The following is a 17,727-nucleotide window of genomic DNA, read 5'->3' as shown; positions in this document are numbered from 1 at the left end:
GGACCCGCCGTGAGCTTGCGAGGGGTGGGAGCGCTTGGGCCCACAGCCGCGAGGGACCCGCCGTGAGCTTGCGAGGGGTGGGAGCGGCTGGGCCCACAGCCGCGAGGGACCCGCCGTGAGCTTGCGAGGGGTGGGAGCGCTTGGGCTCACAGCCGCGAGGGACCCGCCGTGAGCTTGCGAGGGGTGGGAGCGGCTGGGGACTAGCGGGAGGTGCGCATGTTCGCTGTGATGGGGCATTCGAAGGGGTCACGCTGGCCCAGACCCACACGGTTCAGATAGCGCATCACGATCATGTACGACTGGCTCAAGGTGGTTTCGGTGTACGTGATGTTTCGCTCGGCGCAGTAGGCACGGACCATGGGCTGGACTGCCTTCAAGTTCCTGGAGGACATGGTGGGGAAAAGGTGGTGTTCGATCTGGTAATTCAAACCGCCCATTCCGGCATCAACCCACCAGCCGCCTGAAATGTTGCGGCTCATCAGGGTCTGGCGGCGCATGAAGTCAATCTTCACGTCTTTGGGAACCAGCGGCATGCCCTTGTGATTGGGGGCGAAGGAGGCACCCATGTAGAAGCCCAGAGTCATGACATGCACTGCAACGAAGGCCAAGCCGATTCCCCAACCGAGGAAGGCAATGGTGAGAGCAGGCAGGATGACCAAGCGGATAGCCAGCAAGCCAATCTCCGCCTTGCGCTGCGGGACAATCTCGCTGCGGTCAAGCACGCGCTTGATGGAGGCAACGTGCAGATCCAGGGCAACGAGTGTCAGCAGCGGGAAGAGGAAGTACCCTTGACGGGCGGCAAACCACTTAGCGAAGCCGGTGCGCTTGGCTGCGTTTTCGGGATCAAACACAACAACCCCGGGGTCAATGTCTCCGTCAACACCGATCTTATTGGGATTCAAGTGATGCTTGCCGTGCTTGTTCATCCACCAGCCGTAGCTCATGCCCACAAAGAGGTTCCCGGCAATACGGGCCAGCCAGGCATTGCTCTTAGCCGAGGCGAAGACCTGGCGGTGTGCGGCATCGTGAGAGATGAAGGCAGTGTGTGTGCACATGAAGCCCAACAGCACGGCTGTGAGAATCTGCCACCAGCTCTGACCCAATGTCAGGAACAGTGCCAGGACCATCAGGTAGCCAATACCTTGACGGATGAAGCGGGTCACATACCAAGTGACATCGCGGGCCATGAGGCCGGTAGCACGCACCTCTTCAGTGAGCTTGATGAAGTCCGTGGTGTGGCGGTCACGCACAGGCCGCTTTCTGGCAACCTTCACTGTGGAGGGTCCGTCCAGTACTTCCGGGCTATCAAGTGTTGCCGACGTCATGAGGCTCCTTACACTGGCCTACCCGAAGGAACACCGTGTCAATAGAAAAAGCTGAATCTTTCCATTAACAATAGGAAAATATGCCGCAGTCCACATCACACCAGGGAGCCGTCTTAACCCCCTACTGGGGTATGGGGTGGGCGCACGAATGGGCTGGCTCGCCCACGCAGGGCGCTAAAGCGAGCAGCCCACCAGCACCGGTTCGGGAACTAAAGTGATACCAAATTTACGCACGACGCCGTCCCGCACCGTCCGCGCAATCATCAAAATGTCCTCGGCGCGAGCCCCGCCACGGTTCGTAATGGCGAGAGTGTGCTTACTGGAGAGGGAAGCACGAGGCGGGGTCCCGGCGTCGTACCTCCCGTCAGCGAGGTTCAGCTCACCGGCAAGGCCGTAGCCCTTGGAGAACCCAGCCTGTTCGATCAGCCAGGCCGCGCTGAGCTTTACCAGCTCCCCGGCCGGCCAGCGAGGGGCGTCGGCGGGCAGGGTGGCAGCCAGCTCCGGCGCGACCTGGGGGTTGGTGAAGAAGGAACCGGTGGAGTAGGTATCACGGTCGGCCGCGTCCAGGACCATGCCCTTGGAAGCGCGCAGGGTCAGCACGGTCCGGCGAACCTCGAGGGAGTTGGCGCGCTTGCCAGGCTCCACCTCAAGGCGCTTGGCCAGTTCGGCATACTTGATGGGCGCACTCATCCGGCCCAAAAGCAGCTGAAATTCCACGGTGAGGACCACAAAGCGAGGAGAACCGTTAAGGGTGGCGGACTTCAAGAGCGAGTTCCGGTAGCTGAAGTTGAGTTCATGATTGGTGAAGGTCCGCACGGCGTTGTTCTCCCGGTCCCAGGTGCGCACGGCGGCTATGGTTTGGGCCACCTCACATCCGTAGGCTCCCACATTCTGAACAGGAGTGGCACCAGTGCTACCAGGAATTCCAGAGAGCGCCTCAAGACCGCTCCATGCGTGCAAAACGGTTTGATGCACAAAATCATCCCAGTTGTGCCCGGCCTGAACAACCACCGAGGCGCCGCCGCAGGAATCCTCTGAATCAGCCACATAACCTTCGCTGGCGATCTTCACCACCGTGCCTTCGAACCCCTCATCCGCCACCACCAAGTTGGAACCGCCGCCAATAATGAGCAGCGGCTCACCAGCGTGATCCGCGGCTTGGACGGCGTCAATAATTTGCGCTTCAGTGGTGGCCACAACAAAGGTGCGGGCGGGGCCGCCCACGTCAAGGGTGGTCAGGGAGCTGAGGGTCTTTTGCGCATTCACCATTCCACACTATCTCCCTGCGGGGAGCTTGACCTCGTCCAGGTACTTGGGCCGGCGCACCACGGGGGTGAGGAAGAACGCAACCACCAGCATCACCAGCACGGCCAGCAGCGAATGCAGAACACCCACGTGCTCTGCCAGCAGACCCAACAACGGCGGGCCGCCGAGGAAGGCGCCGTAGCCCACAGTGGAAACCACTGACACCCGGGCTGCGGCGTGGGCTGGATCATCTGAGGCAGCAGACATCGCTACCGGGAAGCCCAACGCGGAGCCAAGACCCCACAGCACCAGGGCGCCCAGCGCAATCTCGGCGGTTGGCGCAAAGACAAATAACCCCAACCCAATAACAGCCAATGCCGCGCCAACTCGGAGCACAATCACCCGGCCGTACTTGTCCAAAACCACTGTTCCGGCAAAGCGACCAACCGTCATAGCTGACACAAAGATGCCATAACCAACAGCACCAATCGCGGCCGTTGATCCGTAGCCGTCAACCATGGCCAGGGCCACCCAGTCCCCCGCAGCACCTTCGGCCAAGCCAAGGCCCAGCACAAGGGCGCCCAGCATCAAGGTGCGTGGGTCACGCCAGGCCGCGGCGATTTTCGCCTTGCCAGCCATTTTCGCCTCGGCCGCTTTTTTCGTCTGGCCGGCTGTGACATTACTGCCTGTTGTGGCAGTTCCAGCTGTTCCGGCTCCAGTGGTTCCGGCGGTGCCGGCGGTGATGAGGGGAAGGGGGCCGGTGCCGGGAACTGCTCCTGAGCTGTCCAATTCAACCAGCGTGCCGGAGGAGGAATTCAGCCTGTCCGCTTGGTAGTGGCTGGTGCCGATCAAAACTGCAATGCACACGGCAATGGAGATCACTGACAGGTGAAGGCCCACGGGAACGTGCATGGACGCGGCCAGCGCACCCAGCCCTGCCCCCACCACGGTGCCGATGCTGAAGGAGCCGTGCAGCCGCGGCATGATGTGCCGGCCCAGGGCCCGCTCAACAGCTGCACCTTCAATGTTGGAGGACGTGTTCCAGCTGCCCGTTCCCAGGCCCACGAACACCAGCCCAATCCCCACCACGAGTGTTTCTGAAAAAACCGTGGCACCGAGACCCATGACAATGACACCAAAGGTTTGGATAATACTGCCAACACGTGAAGTTAGTTTTGAGCCCAGGCGCAGCACCACCAGGCCAGATACCGCCACTGAGACAAAGGATCCCAGCGACATGCACAGCAGCATCAGCCCGATCTCCCCGGGGGTCAGCCCGAGGTCATCGCGGATGGCGGGAATGCGTGAAACCCAGCTGGCGAAGACCAACCCGGAACCGGCGTAGGCGGTGATGACACCGTTGCGCCAAGCGGAAACCTGACTCACGCCACCCGAACCACTGCTTGGGCTTTGACGAGAACTTTCTGGCCATCCAAGGTGACAGTGAGATCAATGCGTGCGGTCCCGGCGTCGGAATCCAGAGCGCCCACCACACCAACAATTTCCACCTGAGCTCCTGGCGCACCATCGAGGTCCGCAACGGGAACAGGCTTGGTGAAACGCGTCCCATAAGAGAGAACGGCGCCCGGGTCACCGATCCAGTCGGTCACCAACTGCACGGCCGCACCCATAGTGAACATGCCGTGGGCAATGACACCTGGCAGCTCTACCGCACGGGCAAAGCGTTCGTTCCAGTGAATAGGGTTGAAGTCACCCGAGGCGCCGGCGTACTTGACCAAGTCTGCACGGCTGATCTCAAGGGAGCGTGCGCCGATCTGGGCGCCCACGGCAAGATCTGCAAAGTTTACTGTTGCGCTCATTACTGCTCCTCCCCGCGAACCAGGATTGCTGAAACGGTGGTGGCAACGGATTCGCCGTCCGCCGTCGAAATTTCTGCACGGGTGGTGATCATGGCTCCTCCACCCATAGCACGGACGCCGTCAACATGCAGTTCCGCCAGCAATTCATCTCCTGCCACAATGGGGCGGTGATGCGTGAAACGCTGTTCGGCGTGGACCACGCGGGAGAAATCAATCCCTGAATCGGGATCGTTGATCAACAGCGCATCGGCACGTTGGGCCACAATAATGGCGTAGGTGGGAGGAGCAACCAGATCCGCGTAGCCCAGGGTGTGGGCTTCGGACACGAAAAAATGGGCTGAATTGGTGGCTTTGACGGCCCTGGCGAAGTCCCGAATGGACTCCCTGCCAACGCTGTACGGTTCACCGAGTGAATAGCTGCGGCCCTGCAGCTCTGGGTTGATGGTCATGATCTTAAGGGTATAGCCCGCAGGGCGCTGGACGCACACTAAGACCGGGCATCGGAGCGCATCTTGGCGACGATTGACAACAAGGAATCAAGATCAACGTTTTCCTGCCCATGATCCTGTTTTTGAACACCGGAGGGGAAATTTTTCACACCAGCTGGGAAGCCAAACAACGCTGCGTTGTAGTAGAGGCCATCGCCGAGCAACATGATGGCCCTGGCCACCGCCGGGTCACCAATATCGCGGAGAATCAACTCAAACCAGCGGGCGTGCAGGTCAACAAAGGCCTGCTGGACGCTGTCCTCGTCGCTTTGGATCAGTCTTTGGGCCGCAACAATGCACCGGTCAAAAACAGTGCCACCAAAGACGCTGGTGCGAACATAGTAGCTAGCGCACCCTTCGGGATCTATGTCCATGGCCGCAAAGTCCTGCTCGGCGTATTCTCGAAGCTGAGCAAGGAGACCTTCAACGAGCGCTTCTTTGCTTTTGAAGTGGTACAGCAACCCGCCCTTGGAGACACCGGCGGAAGCGGCGACGGCGTCAAGTGTGGCAGCCTGTGGACCGTCACTTATCAGGAGGTCAACATAGGCAGCCAGGACCCGTTCCCGCGCCGAAGTTTGTTTAGTCATGTGACCACCTTACAAGAAGTGACACAAAATACCGTCCAGACGGTACAGTGAACCGTCCGGACGGTATACAATAGGAGGTATGGCTTTGACTTCCACACCACCAAAAACCGGTCCTTCCTCGAGCATTCCACGCGCTGGCATCCGCGCTTGGATAGCTCTAGCTGTGCTCATGCTCCCGGTGCTCTTGGTTTCCGTGGACAACACTGTCCTGAGCTTTGCCATCCCTTCCATCTCCCTTGCCTTGACCCCATCAGCGTCCGAGCTGTTGTGGATCATTGATGTTTACCCCCTGATCCTGGCTGCGCTGCTGGTTCCTATGGGCAGCATGACTGATCGGTTTGGCAGACGGAAGCTTTTGCTGATCGGCAGCACCGGCTTTGCTGTGGTCTCGGCTTTTGCAGCCTTTGCCCCCAGCGCAGGGGCCTTGATTGGCTACCGCGCCTTGTTGGGTCTTTTTGGTGCCATGCTGATGCCAGCAACCCTGTCTCTGATTCGCAATGTGTTCTTACACCCGGCCCAGCGACGCACAGCCATAGCCATTTGGGCAGCCGGCTTCTCCGGCGGTGCGGCGTTGGGGCCGATTGTGGGCGGCTTCATCCTGGAGCATTTCTGGTGGGGTGCGGTGTTCCTCATGAGCGTTCCCGTGCTAATCCCCTTACTGATTCTGGCCCCCATCTTTGTACCCGAATCCAAGGACCCGAACCCAGGCACTATTGATGTGTGGAGTATTCTGCTCTCTTTCGGCACCATGGTTCCAACTATCTTCGGCATCAAGGAAATTGCCCAATCAGGCCTGTCCGTGATCAACGTGGCACTGATTGTGGTGGGGCTTGGCTTAGGCGTGGTCTTTGTCCGGCGCCAAATGCGCCGCGCGAATCCCATGATGGATGTAAGTCTGTTCAAAAATCCCGTATTTAGCGGCAGTGTGAGCGCCAACTTGCTCAGCATCTTTGCACTGGTGGGCTTCTTGTATTTCATCACCCAGCATCTGCAGCTGGTTTTGGGGCTCTCACCCACCCATGCCGCTTACATGCTGGTTCCTGGCCTTGCCATCACCGTCATCTTCGGCTTGCTCTCAGCGAAACTAGCCAATTACGTCCGCCCTTCATGGCTGGTAGTGACCGGGTTGGCGCTGAACGCCGTAGCGTTCTTGATTGTGTGGTTGAACACCGATGGCTCAGTTCTTGGCATCATGATCGCCTTCGCCGTTCTCGGAGCTGGCGTAGGAACCGCGGAAACTATCTCCAACGATCTCATTCTCTCTGCTGCGCCTCCCGCCAAGGCTGGTGCGGCCTCGGCCATCTCAGAGACTGCTTATGAGGTTGGTTCTGTTTTGGGGACCGCCATTTTGGGCAGCATCCTTGCCGCTTCCTACCGGATGAACGTTCTCATTCCGGACGGCGTTTCCGTTGCCGACTCCAACACTGCTTCGCAGACCCTGGGCGGGGCCATCGATGTTGCTGGCACGTTGCCAGCCTCCCAGGGACAAGCCTTACTGGAGTCCGCCAAACATGCCTTCGATTCCGGCTCAGGCACGGTGGCTATGGTGAGCGTGGTGCTCATGGTCTGCGCGGCTGTTATGTGTGCGTGGACTCTGCGCAGTGCTGTGAGCGCCCCGGAGTCTGTGGAACACTAGGCTCTGACTGCCGCCAGCCGTGAGTTGAAATTCATCCGTGAGATAAGGTCGCTTTGGGTGTTCAAAGCGACCTTATCTCACGGATAAATCTACTTGGCTGCCGGATTACTTCTTCTTGTTACGGTTCTGAGCTTCTCTGGCGGCTTCGCGCTTTTCCCCGGCTTTGAGCTCCTTGCGGATGTTGCGTCCTCGCAGTCCCAGCGACGCCATGTGAGCTAGCAGTCCCACGCCAATGAAGGGCAGCGCAATGTAGGTCATAGATGCGGTGGATGTAATGGCACCGAGAATGATGATGACAATGCCGATGAACGTCAGCCCCATGCCAGCAAAAACAGCGTATTTGTAGGCGGGCGGAGCAGTTTCCCAAAAGTCGTTTAGCACAGGGCTAAGTCTACAGTTCAGGAACCCGAGTGGGCCCACGGCTGCGAGGGGCCCGCCACGAGCTTGCGAGCGGTGGGAGCGGCCAGCGATTAGAAGAGCGATTCCTGCAGCGCCGGTAGCGTGCTCTTATACTCACCGAAGCGAATCTTGCGGCCCTTCAGGGCGCCCAGATCCAGCAGGAACTCCCCGTCCACATCATCGACTCCAACTAGGGCCGTGAGACCCAGCATGGAGTCCAGCCTGATGCCGTGTGCGCCGGAATCCAGAGGTTGCGGGTAGGCTGCGCGCCGGCTCGGCCCCGCCACAGCATCCGAAAATACGCTCCGCTCCCACTGCTCGTCAACAGTATGAAAGCCCTCCAGTGCCAGCCCGCCAACGTAATCACGCACCACGCTGGCCATGGCCTTATTGGTCTGTTCCAGGTGCAGGGGTGGCCGGGGGTGCAAGAGCGCCGCGAACTTGGCCGCTCCACGCACAAATTGGGTAGGTGGCAGGTTCGTGGAGACGCTGTCTTCTAGATGCCGCACCACGGACCCGTCCCGGGCCAGCGCCACGTAGCGGGCCACAAGTGCACCTTGTTCGGCCAGCCGGCGCCACTTGCTAGGTTCGGACGCCGTCCCTACTTTGGTGGTGCCGTCCGCGAAGGTGGCAATGTAGAGCCAATGCCTCTGCGCCAGATACGTCTTCAGCCCGGGCGGGGCAATGCCACTGCGGTGAAAGTCATGCATGTACCGCATTTCATCTTTCCCGAAACAGGCACCGCACTGAAAACCTCGCTCTGCAGGCTGGCCTGTGGGGCACGGGACATGATGAGGCTGTCCAGAAACATTCACCAAGGCGAACCCCAAGCAATGCCGGGCCGGGACGCCATCACCACGGAGCACCTCAAACTTTAGCCACTGCCCCGGCACCAAGGGCAGCTGCGCATCGCCGTCGTCCGTGGTGAGGGACAGTGAGGGCCCCTCCGCCGACCAGGACACGCCGCGCACCAAGGCAGCGCTCTGGTGCTGGACAAGCTTGACCAGCAGCGGCGGGGCTTGCTCGCTCACCGGCGGTGTCAGACTGCGGGCTGGACGCCGTATGCGATGGCCAGCTTCATGATCTTCTCGGCGCGGCCCAGGCGGGGGAGGTCGGAGCCGTCACGAATGACGCCGCCGCGGGCCTCGAAATCGTTCATGAAGTCGGTGGCCCAGGCAACATCGGTGGGTGTGGGGCTGATGACTTCGTTGATGATGGTGGTCTGATCGATGGCCAGGCAGAGTTTGCCGGTCATGCCCATGGAGACGGTGATGGCCGACTGCTCGCGCAGGATCGGGTGGCTGGTACCGACGGTGGGGCCGTCAATGGGGCCGGGCAGATTGCCAACACGGCTGGCAACCACGAGCTTGGCGCGCGGGTAAGCCATGGCTTCGCGGTCTGCGGCCATGCCGGTGTCGCGGCGGAAGTCGCCGGAACCGAATGCCAGCCGGAAGGCGCCTTCGGCGCGGGCAATGTTATTGGCTTCTTCGATGCCCAGGGCGGACTCCACCAGTGCCAGCACGCGGGTCTTGCCGTCGAGGCGGTGGTAGGTTTCCTTGACCTGCTCGGCATGCTCGGTCTTAGCCAGCATGACACCCAGCAGTCCGGGGACGTTGCGCAGGCCTGCGACGTCATCAGCCCAGAATTTGGAGTGGACATCATTGATGCGTACCCATGCCCGGCCGCCGTTACGCAGCCAGTTCACCACATCGTTACGGGCGCCGTCCTTGAGCTTCGGGTCAACGGCATCCTCAATATCCAGTACCACGGCGTCGGCGCGAGAGTTAGCGGACTCGTCAAAGATTTCCGGGCGCGTTGCTGGGACGAGCAACCAGGAACGGGCGATCTCAGCGGGGATGTTGCGAGTGCGGACAGGTGCGGGAGCGGCTTCATTGCCAACGGAGCTAGACATACCTCTAGGGTATCTCGCAAAGCCAAACGATTCTGTGTGCCACCCTACAAAGCCTTGCGGAGAACACTGGCGGAATGCACCAGCAACCAGCCGCTCAGCTATCCGGGGTGATCATGGTGCGCAAATCCAACTGCCGCAGCACCCTGTCCACAACCTCCGGATCGGCGTCGCTTTCGTTGCGGGCGTTGAGCACTTCCGTGCGGGCAGCGTCTAGGGCAATTGTTTGGACGGTGATGGCAAGTTCCCGGCCACGACGGCGGCGCTCCTGCATGCTTTCATCCTTGAGAGAGCCATCAAGAAGTTCCGCGTGCAGCCGTCTCATCTTTTCCTTCACCACAGCCACTTTCTCGGGTGGGAGGGAACGGATTAGCTCGTGGTCACGCAAGGCCGCCACAGCTGCTTCCTGGGCGCGCAGGGCCAGGAGTTTGGCCGCCTCACGTTCCTCGGCGCCGTCATCCGTTGCCTTCAACATGCGCATGAGCCCGGGAAGGGTCAGGCCCGGCAGCACCAGGGTGGTCAGCAGGACGGCACACGCCACGACGATGATCTCGTGCCGGGCCGGGAAATCTGCTCCGCCGGGCAGCGTCACCGGCAGCGCAAGGGCCAGGGCCAGGGTTGCCAGCCCGCGCATGCCGCACCAAGTGAGGATCACGACGTCCTTGAGGCTGGTTGGCGGCAGGTCACCCTCGTTCTTCCTGGAGAGCAGGGCCAGCAGCGCAAACCAAGAGAAGCGAATCAGAATGGTCAAAAGGCTGATCCCGATGGCTAGGGGAAGCATGCCCCAGATGGCCTGGCCTTCAACCTTGATGACTTCGCGTACTTCCAGCCCCACCAGCCCAAACGCCAGACCCGTCACCAGCAGTTCCACCACATCCCAGAACGCTGCCCGGGTGATGCGTTCGGTGGCGTCCTCGGCCCGGGCATGGCGCTTGATTTCCAGGGCAGTGACGACGACGGCTATGACACCTGAGGCGTGTACCTCCTCGGCCAGGATGTAGGCCGCGAAGGGCACCACCAGCGTCACCGCACTGCGGGCCACGGACGAGCTGATGAGCCTACTGATGACACGCGTCAACCAGCCCATGAGCATGCCCACCACAATGGCAATGACAGCGCCTAGCAGGAAGCGGCCCACCACACCCAGCCCAAACGGCTGCCCGTCTGTGGCACTGGCCACTGCCGTCTGAAAGATCACGATGGCGGCGGCATCGTTGAACAGCCCCTCGCTTTGCAGCACCGTGATGAGCCGGCGCGGCATGTGGACCCGCCCGGCAATGGATTCCACGGCCACAGGATCCGGCGGGGCACACATGGCACCAAGTGCAATGGCGGCGGGAATGCCGATGCTGGGGATGAGTAGCCACGCCGCGCCAGCCACCGCGGCAGTGGTGACTACTACCAGTGCCACCGCCAACAAGAAGATGGTCCGCCAACGGATCCGGAACACCGCCCAGGAACTCTTTTGGGCTGTGGCAAAGAGCAGCGGTGGAAGGAAAATCGGCAGGATCAACTCCGGCTCAATCCGCAGGTCGGGGAACCCCGGGATGAAAGTCAGCGCTCCGGCCATGATCATCATCAGCACCGGATAAGGCAGTTTGAGCCGGTCCCCCAAGCCCACGGCAACGACTGTGGCAAAAAGGAGCCCGACGATCAGTATTAGCTGTTCCACACCAGTTACTTTACGGGGCTATTGCCCGCGCTATGGGCACTTGGCCGTCACTGAATTCGATGGTGCGCAGGATGGTTTCTGCGTCCTGCAGTGCTGCTGCCACCACCAATGCCGTATTGGCGCGGGAGGTCCCGCTGGAGCTTCCCGGTGCGCGACGTGCCGCCGGTGTGGGATCGATCAATCCCGTGGGCGCATCCAGGGTGAGGGTTCCGGGCGCGAAAATGGTCCAGCCGAGGTTGCTGGCCCTCAGGTGCGCGTCGGCGGCCGCCTTGGCTTGCGCGTACGCGTAGAAGCTGTTCTCCGCCGGCACGCCGTGATCCGGCCCGGCACCAAGGTAAGAGACCATGAGGAACCGTGGGACGTTGGCGGCCTCAGCCGCATCTATAGAGGCAATGGCGGCGTCTCGGTCCACTGCGTAGGTACGTTCAGTAGTGCCTCCGCCAGCCCCGGCAGCCCAGATCACGGCGTCATATCCGGTGAAGAGCTCACTCAGTTCCTCCACCGAGGAGGTGACGAGGTCGGCTAGGACGGGGGTTGCCCCGCCCTGCGCTACCTCATCAATGTGAGCGGGGTTGCGAATCACCGAAGTAACCTCCACGCCAGCTTCCTTCAATAACGGGGCTAGCAATAGCGCAACTTTCCCGTGCCCGCCAATAATTAGAACCTTCACCATGATTTCTCCTTCACTCGTGCCTGGACTGCTGGTGGCAGCCTACTCCACGCAGCAGGGGATAGTGACCCATGCAGCTTTCGCTGCACTTGGACTGGGTGCAGCAAAAAACCCGCAGCTTCGGGCTGAACTAGCCTGAAACTGCGGGTTTTATTTGGTAGCGGCACCGAGACTCGATCTCGGGACCTCACGATTATGAGTCGTGCGCTCTAACCAACTGAGCTATGCCGCCCCAAATAAGAATAGCCCGTGCCGCCCCGGACAAAACCGTCTCGACACGAGCTTTCTCATTTGCGAGCCCCCCACCGGAATCGATCCGGTGACCTCGTTCTTACCAAGAACGCGCTCTACCACTGAGCTAGGGGGGCAACGAGAAAATACTTTACCAGTGCTTTCCGGAGATGTGAAATCGGCACTTGCCTCAGGGGGTCCCTACGAGTGAAACAGGGGCTCTTTCGCCCCTGCAAGGCGCTACCATGACTGCAAAAAATCCCTAGAATTCAAGGCCAAAGAGGCCAATCATGGAAGCGAAATGAGTTGCGTCACATGAGTGAACTTTCCGGCATCTACACACCAAAAAGGCCGGCCACCCCTGAGGGTGACCGGCCTTATTTAGTGCCTTAGAGCGTGGTTGTTACCACTTGCCCTTGCTGTTGAAGCTCTGTCCACCTTCGTGGCGGGGACGGCGGTCGCCGCCACCGTGGCCCGTGTGGCCCTGGCCGCCACGATCCGAGCTGAAGCCGCGGTCGTTGCCACGGTCCGCTCCGCGATCGGCACCACGGAAGCCGCCACGGTCGCCGTCGAACTTCTTCTTGAAACCGCCCTGGCCGCGATCGGTGCGCTCTTCACGAGCCTTGTACGGGGCTCCGGCGCCTCCGCCGGAGGGGCGGCGGCCGTTGTCCAGTTCGAGGTTGATGAGCTCGCCGCTGATGCGGGTGCGGCTCAGTGCCTTCCACTGATCCTTGGACAGGTCTGCAGGCAGTTCAACCAAGGTGTGATCGGAGCGGATGTCAATGCCACCGATCTGTGAGGAGGAGAGGCCACCTTCGTTGGCAATGGCGCCAACAATGGATCCGGGCATGACGCGCTGGCGGCGGCCTACCGAGATGCGGTAGGTGGCGTTGCCCTCGGTCAGGGTGCGGGTGGGGCCACGTGAGCCGAACCCGTCCTTGGAGCGGTCCTTCTTCTGGTATTCCGGGGCTGCCGGCAGATCGTTGACGAGCAACGGCTGGTTTCCCTGAGCCAGGACGGCCAAGGCAGCGGCAATCTCTGAGGCCGGAACGTCATGCTCCTGCTCGTAGGAGGCAATCAAGTCGCGGAACTTGGCAACGTCTTGGCTGGCCAGAGTCTCGGTGATCTTCTCAGCGAACTTGCCCAAACGCAGGGAGTTGATGGTTTCCGCGGACGGCAGGTGCATCTGGTCCACGGGCTGGCGGGTAGCCTTTTCGATGGCGCGCAGCAGGTACTTCTCGCGCGGGGTCATGAACAGAATCGCGTCACCTGAACGGCCTGCACGGCCCGTACGGCCAATGCGGTGCACGTAGGACTCGGTGTCGTGCGGGATGTCGTAGTTGATGACGTGCGTGATGCGCTCAACGTCAAGGCCACGGGCCGCAACGTCGGTAGCTACCAGGATGTCGATTTTTCCGCTGCGGAGGGCTTCGATGGTGCGCTCACGCTGCTGCTGGGGGATGTCACCGTTGATGGCGGCAGCCTGGAAGCCGCGTGCCTTGAGCTTGTCAGCCAGGTCTTCGGTGGCCATCTTGGTGCGCACAAACGCGATGACGCCTTCGAACTCTTCAACCTCGAGCACGCGGGTTAGCGCGTCAAGCTTGTGCGGGCCCATGACCTGCAGGTAGCGCTGGCGGGTGTTGGCGCCAGTGGTGGTCTTGGACTTGACCGTGACCTCGGCCGGGTTATTCAGGTACTGCTTGGAGATACGGCGGATCGCACCGGGCATGGTGGCGGAGAAGAGGGCAACCTGCTTCTCCTTCGGGGTCTCGGCCAGGATCTTCTCGACGTCCTCGGCGAAGCCCATGCGGAGCATTTCGTCGGCTTCATCCAGAACCAAGTACTGCAGCCTGGACAGGTCCAAGGAGCCCTTGGAGAGGTGGTCGATGACGCGGCCCGGGGTACCAACAACAACCTGTGCACCGCGGCGCAGGCCAGCGAGCTGGGGGCCGTAAGCTGAGCCACCGTAAACGGGGAGAACTGAGAAGTTGTCCATGTGCTTGGCGTAGGAGGTGAAGGCCTCTGCAACCTGCAGGGCCAATTCACGGGTCGGAGCCAGCACCAGAATCTGGGTGTCCTTGGTGGGTCCGTTGAGGTCCATCAGCTCGGCCATGCGGGACAGGGCGGGAACGGCGAATGCTGCCGTCTTACCGGTACCGGTCTGAGCCAGGCCTACAACGTCGCGGCCTTCGAGCAGCAGCGGGATGGTTGCTGCCTGGATGGGGGAAGGCTTCTCGTAGCCAACATCGCTTAGGGCAGCCAGCACGCGGCCGTCAATGCCCATATCGGCGAAAGTAATTTCATTTTCTTCCTCCACGGCGGGGGAAGTTTCAGTCAAATTTTCGGGCATAGTCAAGAAGTCCTCATTCATAGGGCCGAGCGGCGAGGAACGCCGCACTAGAAGAAATCCAGCCACTACAGGGCATCCCGGGCAGGATCTCGCGCCAAATGCACGCCGTAGGTACGGCCGCCAATGCTAAAAATCAGCACTGTTTGACGTTTCTTTGCCGGCAATCCCCTATGAACACTACTTGCCCGCTCAAAAACTTGCGGGCCCCATACACTTCAGGCTCCTGCCTCAAAAATTGGGCAGAAAATAAAAGGAGATACCGGAGTGGGGGATGTTTAAATTGTAGGGCATACCCTGGCGCCAGGGTAGTCTAAACGCCCAGAAGCCCCCGTGAGGTTCAGCACACGCAGTTCCCTGGCCCTTACAGACTCTGCGGAAGCGCATACGTTAACGCCAGTCAGCCAACGGCCCCGGCGGCCAGAATCTTAGGGAACCGGGCATAGAAGTGCTGGGAGAGTGTGAGCTCACCAAGTGCTTCCAACTCCTGCAGGGTCCGGACGTCCTGGGCGGTGGGGTTGCTAAAGAACTTGCCCACTGTGATGCCGTGGGAGGGGACATGCTCAAGCACAATCTCATCCCCAGCCTGCGCTTTTCCGTGGTCAAGCACCCGCAGGTATGTGCCAATAAGCCCGGCCTGGGTGAACCTCTTGACCCACTGCGGCTCCCCCATGTGTTCGGCGAACGTTGCGCAAGGAACACGCGGACTGGTGACCTCCAACAGTGCTGTGCCAATTCGCCACCGCGTGCCAATCACGGCCTGCGTGGTTTCAACTCCCCGGGTGCGCAGATTTTCGCCAAAGAGCCCGGCCGGGATGGGCCTGCCCAGTTCAGCGCACCAATAATCGGCATCTTCTTGCGAATACGCGTAAATAGCCTGGTCAGGCCCACCGTGATGTTCAGTGTCTCCCACAGCATCGCCAAAGACGCCAAAACGCTTGAACTTCATTGGCCCCTCTGCGGGACGTTTGTCAATGGCTGTCACACCAAAGCCGGTCTTCGTGCTGATCAGCTGGTGGACGCGGCAAATGGCGAGCAGGGACCCGGTACGGGGAGGCAGTGACGTCATGGATTAACCGTAAGCCCACTGCCTAACAAAGCCGCAGTCCAGGCTCCGCGAGCACCAGGCTCCGCCAGCACCAGCGCAAGCCGGGACCCCGCCTCGTTCACTAGACGTCAACCAGCGTTGATTCTTCCAGAGCATCCGACTCTGAGGCCCACCGCGGTAGGAACGACGCCGCAATGGCGGCAAGAACCATGCCGCCGGCCATGATCCACATGGTGGAGGTGAAGCCGTCAATGAAGACGCCCGACTGGCTGTGGGCCGAGCTGGCATCAAGCGCATCGAAGAAGATGGTGCCGATGATGGCAACACCTAGGGCGCCAGCGAGCTGGCTGGTGGTGTTGAACAGGCCCGAGGCGCTGCCGGCAAACTTGGTGGGGACCTCGGAGAGCACGAAGATGCCCACGGGCGCCACCACCATGCCGAATCCGGCGCCACTGAGAGCAAGGCCGGCAATGAGGTGCCAGGGTGTGACGGTTCCGCCCACGGACTGGACGGTGAAGATGAGCACCACAAAGCCGATGGCCACTACCAGCGGACCCAGCTGCAGCACCACTCGGCCAATCTTCTTGGCGAGAATGGCCGCGGAAATTCCGGCCAACACTGGAACCATGACGGAGAACGGGATCATGGTGAGCCCGGCTTTCAAAATGGGGTATTCAAGACCCAGCTGCAGGAAGAGGGTTTGGATCAGGAAGAAGCCGTTCATGGGGATGAAGAACAAGAACATCATGGCGATGCCAGCGGCGAACGGCCGGCTCTTGAACAGTGAGACGGCCACCAGCGGCTCTCCCCCACGCTTTTCCTCACGGCGCTGCAGCAGCACAAAGCCGGCCAGTACCAGCACGCCAAACACCATCATCAGGAACGTCCACAGCGGCCACCCCTCCTCGCGCCCCATGGTCAGGGGATAGAGAATGGCCAGCATGCCCACCGCCAAAATTACGACGCCGGACAGGTCGAGTTTGTGCCGCACGGGCGCCTTTGACTCGGGGACGAACTTGATTGCACAAATGACAGCGAAGATGCCCACGGGGATGTTCACGAAGAAGATGGTGCGCCAGCCCCAGCCAAAGAGGTTGGCGTCGGTCAGGATGGCTCCGAGGATGGGACCCGATACGGCGGCTACACCGGCAAGGGCAGAAAATCCTGCCATGGCCCCTGCACGCTCCGAAGGTTTGTACATGACCTGCAGGCTGGAGAGCACCTGAGGAATCATGGCCGCCGAGGCGAATCCCTGCAGCGCCCGGGAGGCGATGAGCATCTCCGGGTTCATGGCGGCCCCGCACAGCACGGAGGCCACAGTGAACGCAACCAGACCAATGATGAAGATCTTCTTGCGCCCGTAAATGTCACCCAAGCGCGAGCCCGTGATCAGGCCGATGGCCAGGGCCAGTGTGTAGGAGGCAACCATCCACTGCAGCTCGGAATTTTGGGCGCCCAGGGCGCGCTCAATGTCCGGCAGTGCAACGTTGACAATGGTGGCGTCAAGGAGTTCCATGAACGATGCCATGAAGAGTGAGACTAGGGCGATGGTACGCGCCTTGCCGATGGGAGGAGCCGCGGATTTCATAAGTGTTTCCTTCTGGTGCGTGGTGCAAAGTGTGACGGCGCCGGGTTGACGGCTGGGTTAACGGCTGGGTGGTTACAGGCTGTGTTCGTTGGCATGCGAGAGTGCGGCCAGGGATTCCCGGCTCCAGCTCATGGTGCCCAAATCCAGGCTGCTCAGGACGTCCTCAAGGAAGTGAAGTTCCGTGGCGCGGGTGCGGACAATGAGCTCGGCATCCAGCAGGACCACACGGGGCAGGAAGGCTGAGACGGCGCTCAGCTCTGCTTGGAGTTCGGATGCCTCGACGGCGACGGCGTCCCGGCGAATGCGCAACAGCCCGGCGAGTTCCTCGGGCTTTAGCACCGGTGCATGAGCCAGCGCCGCATGGAATTCCGGAAAGCCGCGCTTAGGCACGGAGAGCATGTCCGTGAGCCAGTTACGGGCGGTGGCGCGTCCGGCGTCGGATATTTCATAGACGGAGCGTTCGGGGCGGGAGCCATCACGCTCCACCTCGGCGACCCGGATCAGACCGTCGCGGGTGAGCCGTTCAATGGTGCTGTAAAGGCTGGCGCGTTGGCTGACGTTAACAACCTTGTCCTTGCCACGCAAGGTGATGAGTTGCTGCATGCGGTATGGGTGCATGGGCATTTCCATCAACAGGGCAAGCACGGCAAGTGCCAGGGGCGAACGTTTCGTCATAGTCATAATCTTACTAATGCGATTATGACCATGAGCTACCAAACGGCACATATTTTACTGTGAAGCGCCCCACTCGCGCAGGCTTGC

The 17,727-nt window shown here is 60.9% G+C and carries 17 protein-coding genes and 2 tRNA genes; 2 read left to right on the top strand and 17 right to left on the bottom strand.

The features are described 5' to 3' along the window. Window positions 1-200: 200 nt before the first annotated feature. The 6 genes from CVS29_RS06395 to CVS29_RS19080 all read right to left on the bottom strand — a co-directional run bounded on the left by CVS29_RS06395 (window position 201) and on the right by CVS29_RS19080 (window position 5,465). Window positions 201-1,325, bottom strand: a complete 1,125-nt coding sequence (locus CVS29_RS06395) for a fatty acid desaturase family protein (protein WP_110105508.1) — start codon at window positions 1,323-1,325, stop codon at window positions 201-203. Between the two features lie 174 nt (window positions 1,326-1,499). Then, window positions 1,500-2,594 (bottom strand): UDP-N-acetylmuramate dehydrogenase, encoded by a 1,095-nt coding sequence (locus tag CVS29_RS06390; protein ID WP_110105507.1) that lies wholly within the window; start codon window positions 2,592-2,594, stop codon window positions 1,500-1,502. A gap of 6 nt (window positions 2,595-2,600) precedes the next feature. Beyond that, entirely contained in the window at window positions 2,601-3,956 is a 1,356-nt protein-coding gene (locus CVS29_RS06385) for an MFS transporter (protein WP_110105506.1), read from the bottom strand. Beyond that, on the bottom strand, window positions 3,953-4,390 hold the full coding sequence (locus CVS29_RS06380) for a MaoC family dehydratase (protein ID WP_110105505.1): 438 nt from the start codon (window positions 4,388-4,390) through the stop codon (window positions 3,953-3,955). The genes CVS29_RS06385 and CVS29_RS06380 overlap by 4 nt, the downstream gene beginning before the upstream one ends. After that, complete coding sequence (locus tag CVS29_RS06375) at window positions 4,390-4,839, bottom strand: FAS1-like dehydratase domain-containing protein (protein ID WP_110105504.1); 450 nt, start codon at window positions 4,837-4,839, stop codon at window positions 4,390-4,392. The genes CVS29_RS06380 and CVS29_RS06375 overlap by 1 nt, the downstream gene beginning before the upstream one ends. 38 nt (window positions 4,840-4,877) lie before the next feature. Further along, window positions 4,878-5,465: a TetR/AcrR family transcriptional regulator gene (locus tag CVS29_RS19080; protein WP_110105503.1), complete on the bottom strand. Its 588-nt coding sequence runs from the start codon at window positions 5,463-5,465 to the stop codon at window positions 4,878-4,880. A gap of 79 nt (window positions 5,466-5,544) precedes the next feature. Here CVS29_RS19080 and CVS29_RS06365 point away from each other — a divergent pair, with 79 nt between their 5' ends. Beyond that, window positions 5,545-7,101: an MFS transporter gene (locus CVS29_RS06365; protein WP_110105502.1), complete on the top strand. Its 1,557-nt coding sequence runs from the start codon at window positions 5,545-5,547 to the stop codon at window positions 7,099-7,101. Window positions 7,102-7,206: 105 nt separating this feature from the next. Here the strand turns inward: CVS29_RS06365 and CVS29_RS06360 are convergent, their stop codons facing one another. The 5 genes from CVS29_RS06360 to CVS29_RS06340 form a co-directional block, all read right to left on the bottom strand. Next, on the bottom strand, window positions 7,207-7,482 hold the full coding sequence (locus CVS29_RS06360; protein WP_110105501.1) for a DUF3188 domain-containing protein: 276 nt from the start codon (window positions 7,480-7,482) through the stop codon (window positions 7,207-7,209). An 89-nt stretch (window positions 7,483-7,571) separates the two neighbouring features. After that, the gene (locus CVS29_RS06355) at window positions 7,572-8,531 is read right to left on the bottom strand and encodes a DUF2797 domain-containing protein (RefSeq protein ID WP_245932092.1); all 960 of its coding nucleotides are present in this window, start codon (window positions 8,529-8,531) and stop codon (window positions 7,572-7,574) included. 8 nt (window positions 8,532-8,539) lie between these two features. Further along, window positions 8,540-9,412: an HpcH/HpaI aldolase/citrate lyase family protein gene (locus CVS29_RS06350; RefSeq protein ID WP_110105500.1), complete on the bottom strand. Its 873-nt coding sequence runs from the start codon at window positions 9,410-9,412 to the stop codon at window positions 8,540-8,542. A gap of 94 nt (window positions 9,413-9,506) precedes the next feature. Continuing rightward, window positions 9,507-11,081: a Na+/H+ antiporter gene (locus CVS29_RS06345; protein ID WP_110105499.1), complete on the bottom strand. Its 1,575-nt coding sequence runs from the start codon at window positions 11,079-11,081 to the stop codon at window positions 9,507-9,509. A 10-nt stretch (window positions 11,082-11,091) separates the two neighbouring features. Continuing rightward, window positions 11,092-11,754, bottom strand: coding sequence for an NAD(P)H-binding protein (locus CVS29_RS06340; protein ID WP_110105498.1), 663 nt, complete (start codon window positions 11,752-11,754; stop codon window positions 11,092-11,094). Between CVS29_RS06340 and CVS29_RS18390 the strand changes: the two genes are divergently transcribed. Next, on the top strand, window positions 11,753-11,890 hold the full coding sequence (locus CVS29_RS18390; RefSeq protein ID WP_170120914.1) for a hypothetical protein: 138 nt from the start codon (window positions 11,753-11,755) through the stop codon (window positions 11,888-11,890). The two genes, CVS29_RS06340 and CVS29_RS18390, sit on opposite strands and share 2 nt — an antisense overlap. A 16-nt stretch (window positions 11,891-11,906) precedes the next feature. On the opposite strand, the gene CVS29_RS06335 is transcribed toward CVS29_RS18390, so the two are convergent. The 6 genes from CVS29_RS06335 to CVS29_RS06310 all read right to left on the bottom strand — a co-directional run bounded on the left by CVS29_RS06335 (window position 11,907) and on the right by CVS29_RS06310 (window position 17,640). Beyond that, window positions 11,907-11,983 (bottom strand) — tRNA-Met (locus tag CVS29_RS06335). A 64-nt stretch (window positions 11,984-12,047) separates the two neighbouring features. Then, a tRNA-Thr gene (locus CVS29_RS06330) sits at window positions 12,048-12,119 on the bottom strand. A 266-nt stretch (window positions 12,120-12,385) separates the two neighbouring features. Continuing rightward, window positions 12,386-14,332 carry a DEAD/DEAH box helicase gene (locus tag CVS29_RS06325; protein ID WP_110105497.1) on the bottom strand — a complete coding sequence of 649 codons (1,947 nt, stop codon included), beginning with the start codon at window positions 14,330-14,332 and terminating at the stop codon, window positions 12,386-12,388. 397 nt (window positions 14,333-14,729) lie between these two features. After that, the gene (locus tag CVS29_RS06320) at window positions 14,730-15,398 is read right to left on the bottom strand and encodes an MOSC domain-containing protein (RefSeq protein WP_110105496.1); all 669 of its coding nucleotides are present in this window, start codon (window positions 15,396-15,398) and stop codon (window positions 14,730-14,732) included. 100 nt (window positions 15,399-15,498) lie between these two features. Further along, complete coding sequence (locus CVS29_RS06315) at window positions 15,499-16,965, bottom strand: MFS transporter (protein WP_110105495.1); 1,467 nt, start codon at window positions 16,963-16,965, stop codon at window positions 15,499-15,501. A 72-nt stretch (window positions 16,966-17,037) separates the two neighbouring features. Further along, the gene (locus CVS29_RS06310; RefSeq protein ID WP_170120913.1) at window positions 17,038-17,640 is read right to left on the bottom strand and encodes a PadR family transcriptional regulator; all 603 of its coding nucleotides are present in this window, start codon (window positions 17,638-17,640) and stop codon (window positions 17,038-17,040) included. Window positions 17,641-17,727: the final 87 nt, after the last annotated feature.

The sequence above is a fragment of the Arthrobacter psychrochitiniphilus genome (assembly GCF_003185915.1).
GTDB lineage: Bacteria > Actinomycetota > Actinomycetes > Actinomycetales > Micrococcaceae > Specibacter > Specibacter psychrochitiniphilus.
The sequence above is the reverse complement of the archived record's forward strand: the minus strand, read 5'-3'. Positions and strand labels throughout refer to the sequence as shown.

What these genes read in the sequence shown, in the direction of transcription:
- CVS29_RS06395 (WP_110105508.1), bottom strand. Translation starts at nt 1,325, where the DNA reads ATGACGTCGGCAACACTTGATAGCCCGGAAGTACTGGACGGACCCTCC.
- CVS29_RS06390 (WP_110105507.1), bottom strand. Translation starts at nt 2,594, where the DNA reads ATGGTGAATGCGCAAAAGACCCTCAGCTCCCTGACCACCCTTGACGTG.
- CVS29_RS06380 (WP_110105505.1), bottom strand. Translation starts at nt 4,390, where the DNA reads ATGAGCGCAACAGTAAACTTTGCAGATCTTGCCGTGGGCGCCCAGATC.
- CVS29_RS06375 (WP_110105504.1), bottom strand. Translation starts at nt 4,839, where the DNA reads ATGACCATCAACCCAGAGCTGCAGGGCCGCAGCTATTCACTCGGTGAA.
- CVS29_RS19080 (WP_110105503.1), bottom strand. Translation starts at nt 5,465, where the DNA reads ATGACTAAACAAACTTCGGCGCGGGAACGGGTCCTGGCTGCCTATGTT.
- CVS29_RS06365 (WP_110105502.1), top strand. Translation starts at nt 5,545, where the DNA reads ATGGCTTTGACTTCCACACCACCAAAAACCGGTCCTTCCTCGAGCATT.
- CVS29_RS06350 (WP_110105500.1), bottom strand. Translation starts at nt 9,412, where the DNA reads ATGTCTAGCTCCGTTGGCAATGAAGCCGCTCCCGCACCTGTCCGCACT.
- CVS29_RS18390 (WP_170120914.1), top strand. Translation starts at nt 11,753, where the DNA reads ATGATTTCTCCTTCACTCGTGCCTGGACTGCTGGTGGCAGCCTACTCC.
- CVS29_RS06340 (WP_110105498.1), bottom strand. Translation starts at nt 11,754, where the DNA reads ATGGTGAAGGTTCTAATTATTGGCGGGCACGGGAAAGTTGCGCTATTG.
- CVS29_RS06325 (WP_110105497.1), bottom strand. Translation starts at nt 14,332, where the DNA reads ATGCCCGAAAATTTGACTGAAACTTCCCCCGCCGTGGAGGAAGAAAAT.
- CVS29_RS06320 (WP_110105496.1), bottom strand. Translation starts at nt 15,398, where the DNA reads ATGACGTCACTGCCTCCCCGTACCGGGTCCCTGCTCGCCATTTGCCGC.
- CVS29_RS06315 (WP_110105495.1), bottom strand. Translation starts at nt 16,965, where the DNA reads ATGAAATCCGCGGCTCCTCCCATCGGCAAGGCGCGTACCATCGCCCTA.
- CVS29_RS06310 (WP_170120913.1), bottom strand. Translation starts at nt 17,640, where the DNA reads ATGACGAAACGTTCGCCCCTGGCACTTGCCGTGCTTGCCCTGTTGATG.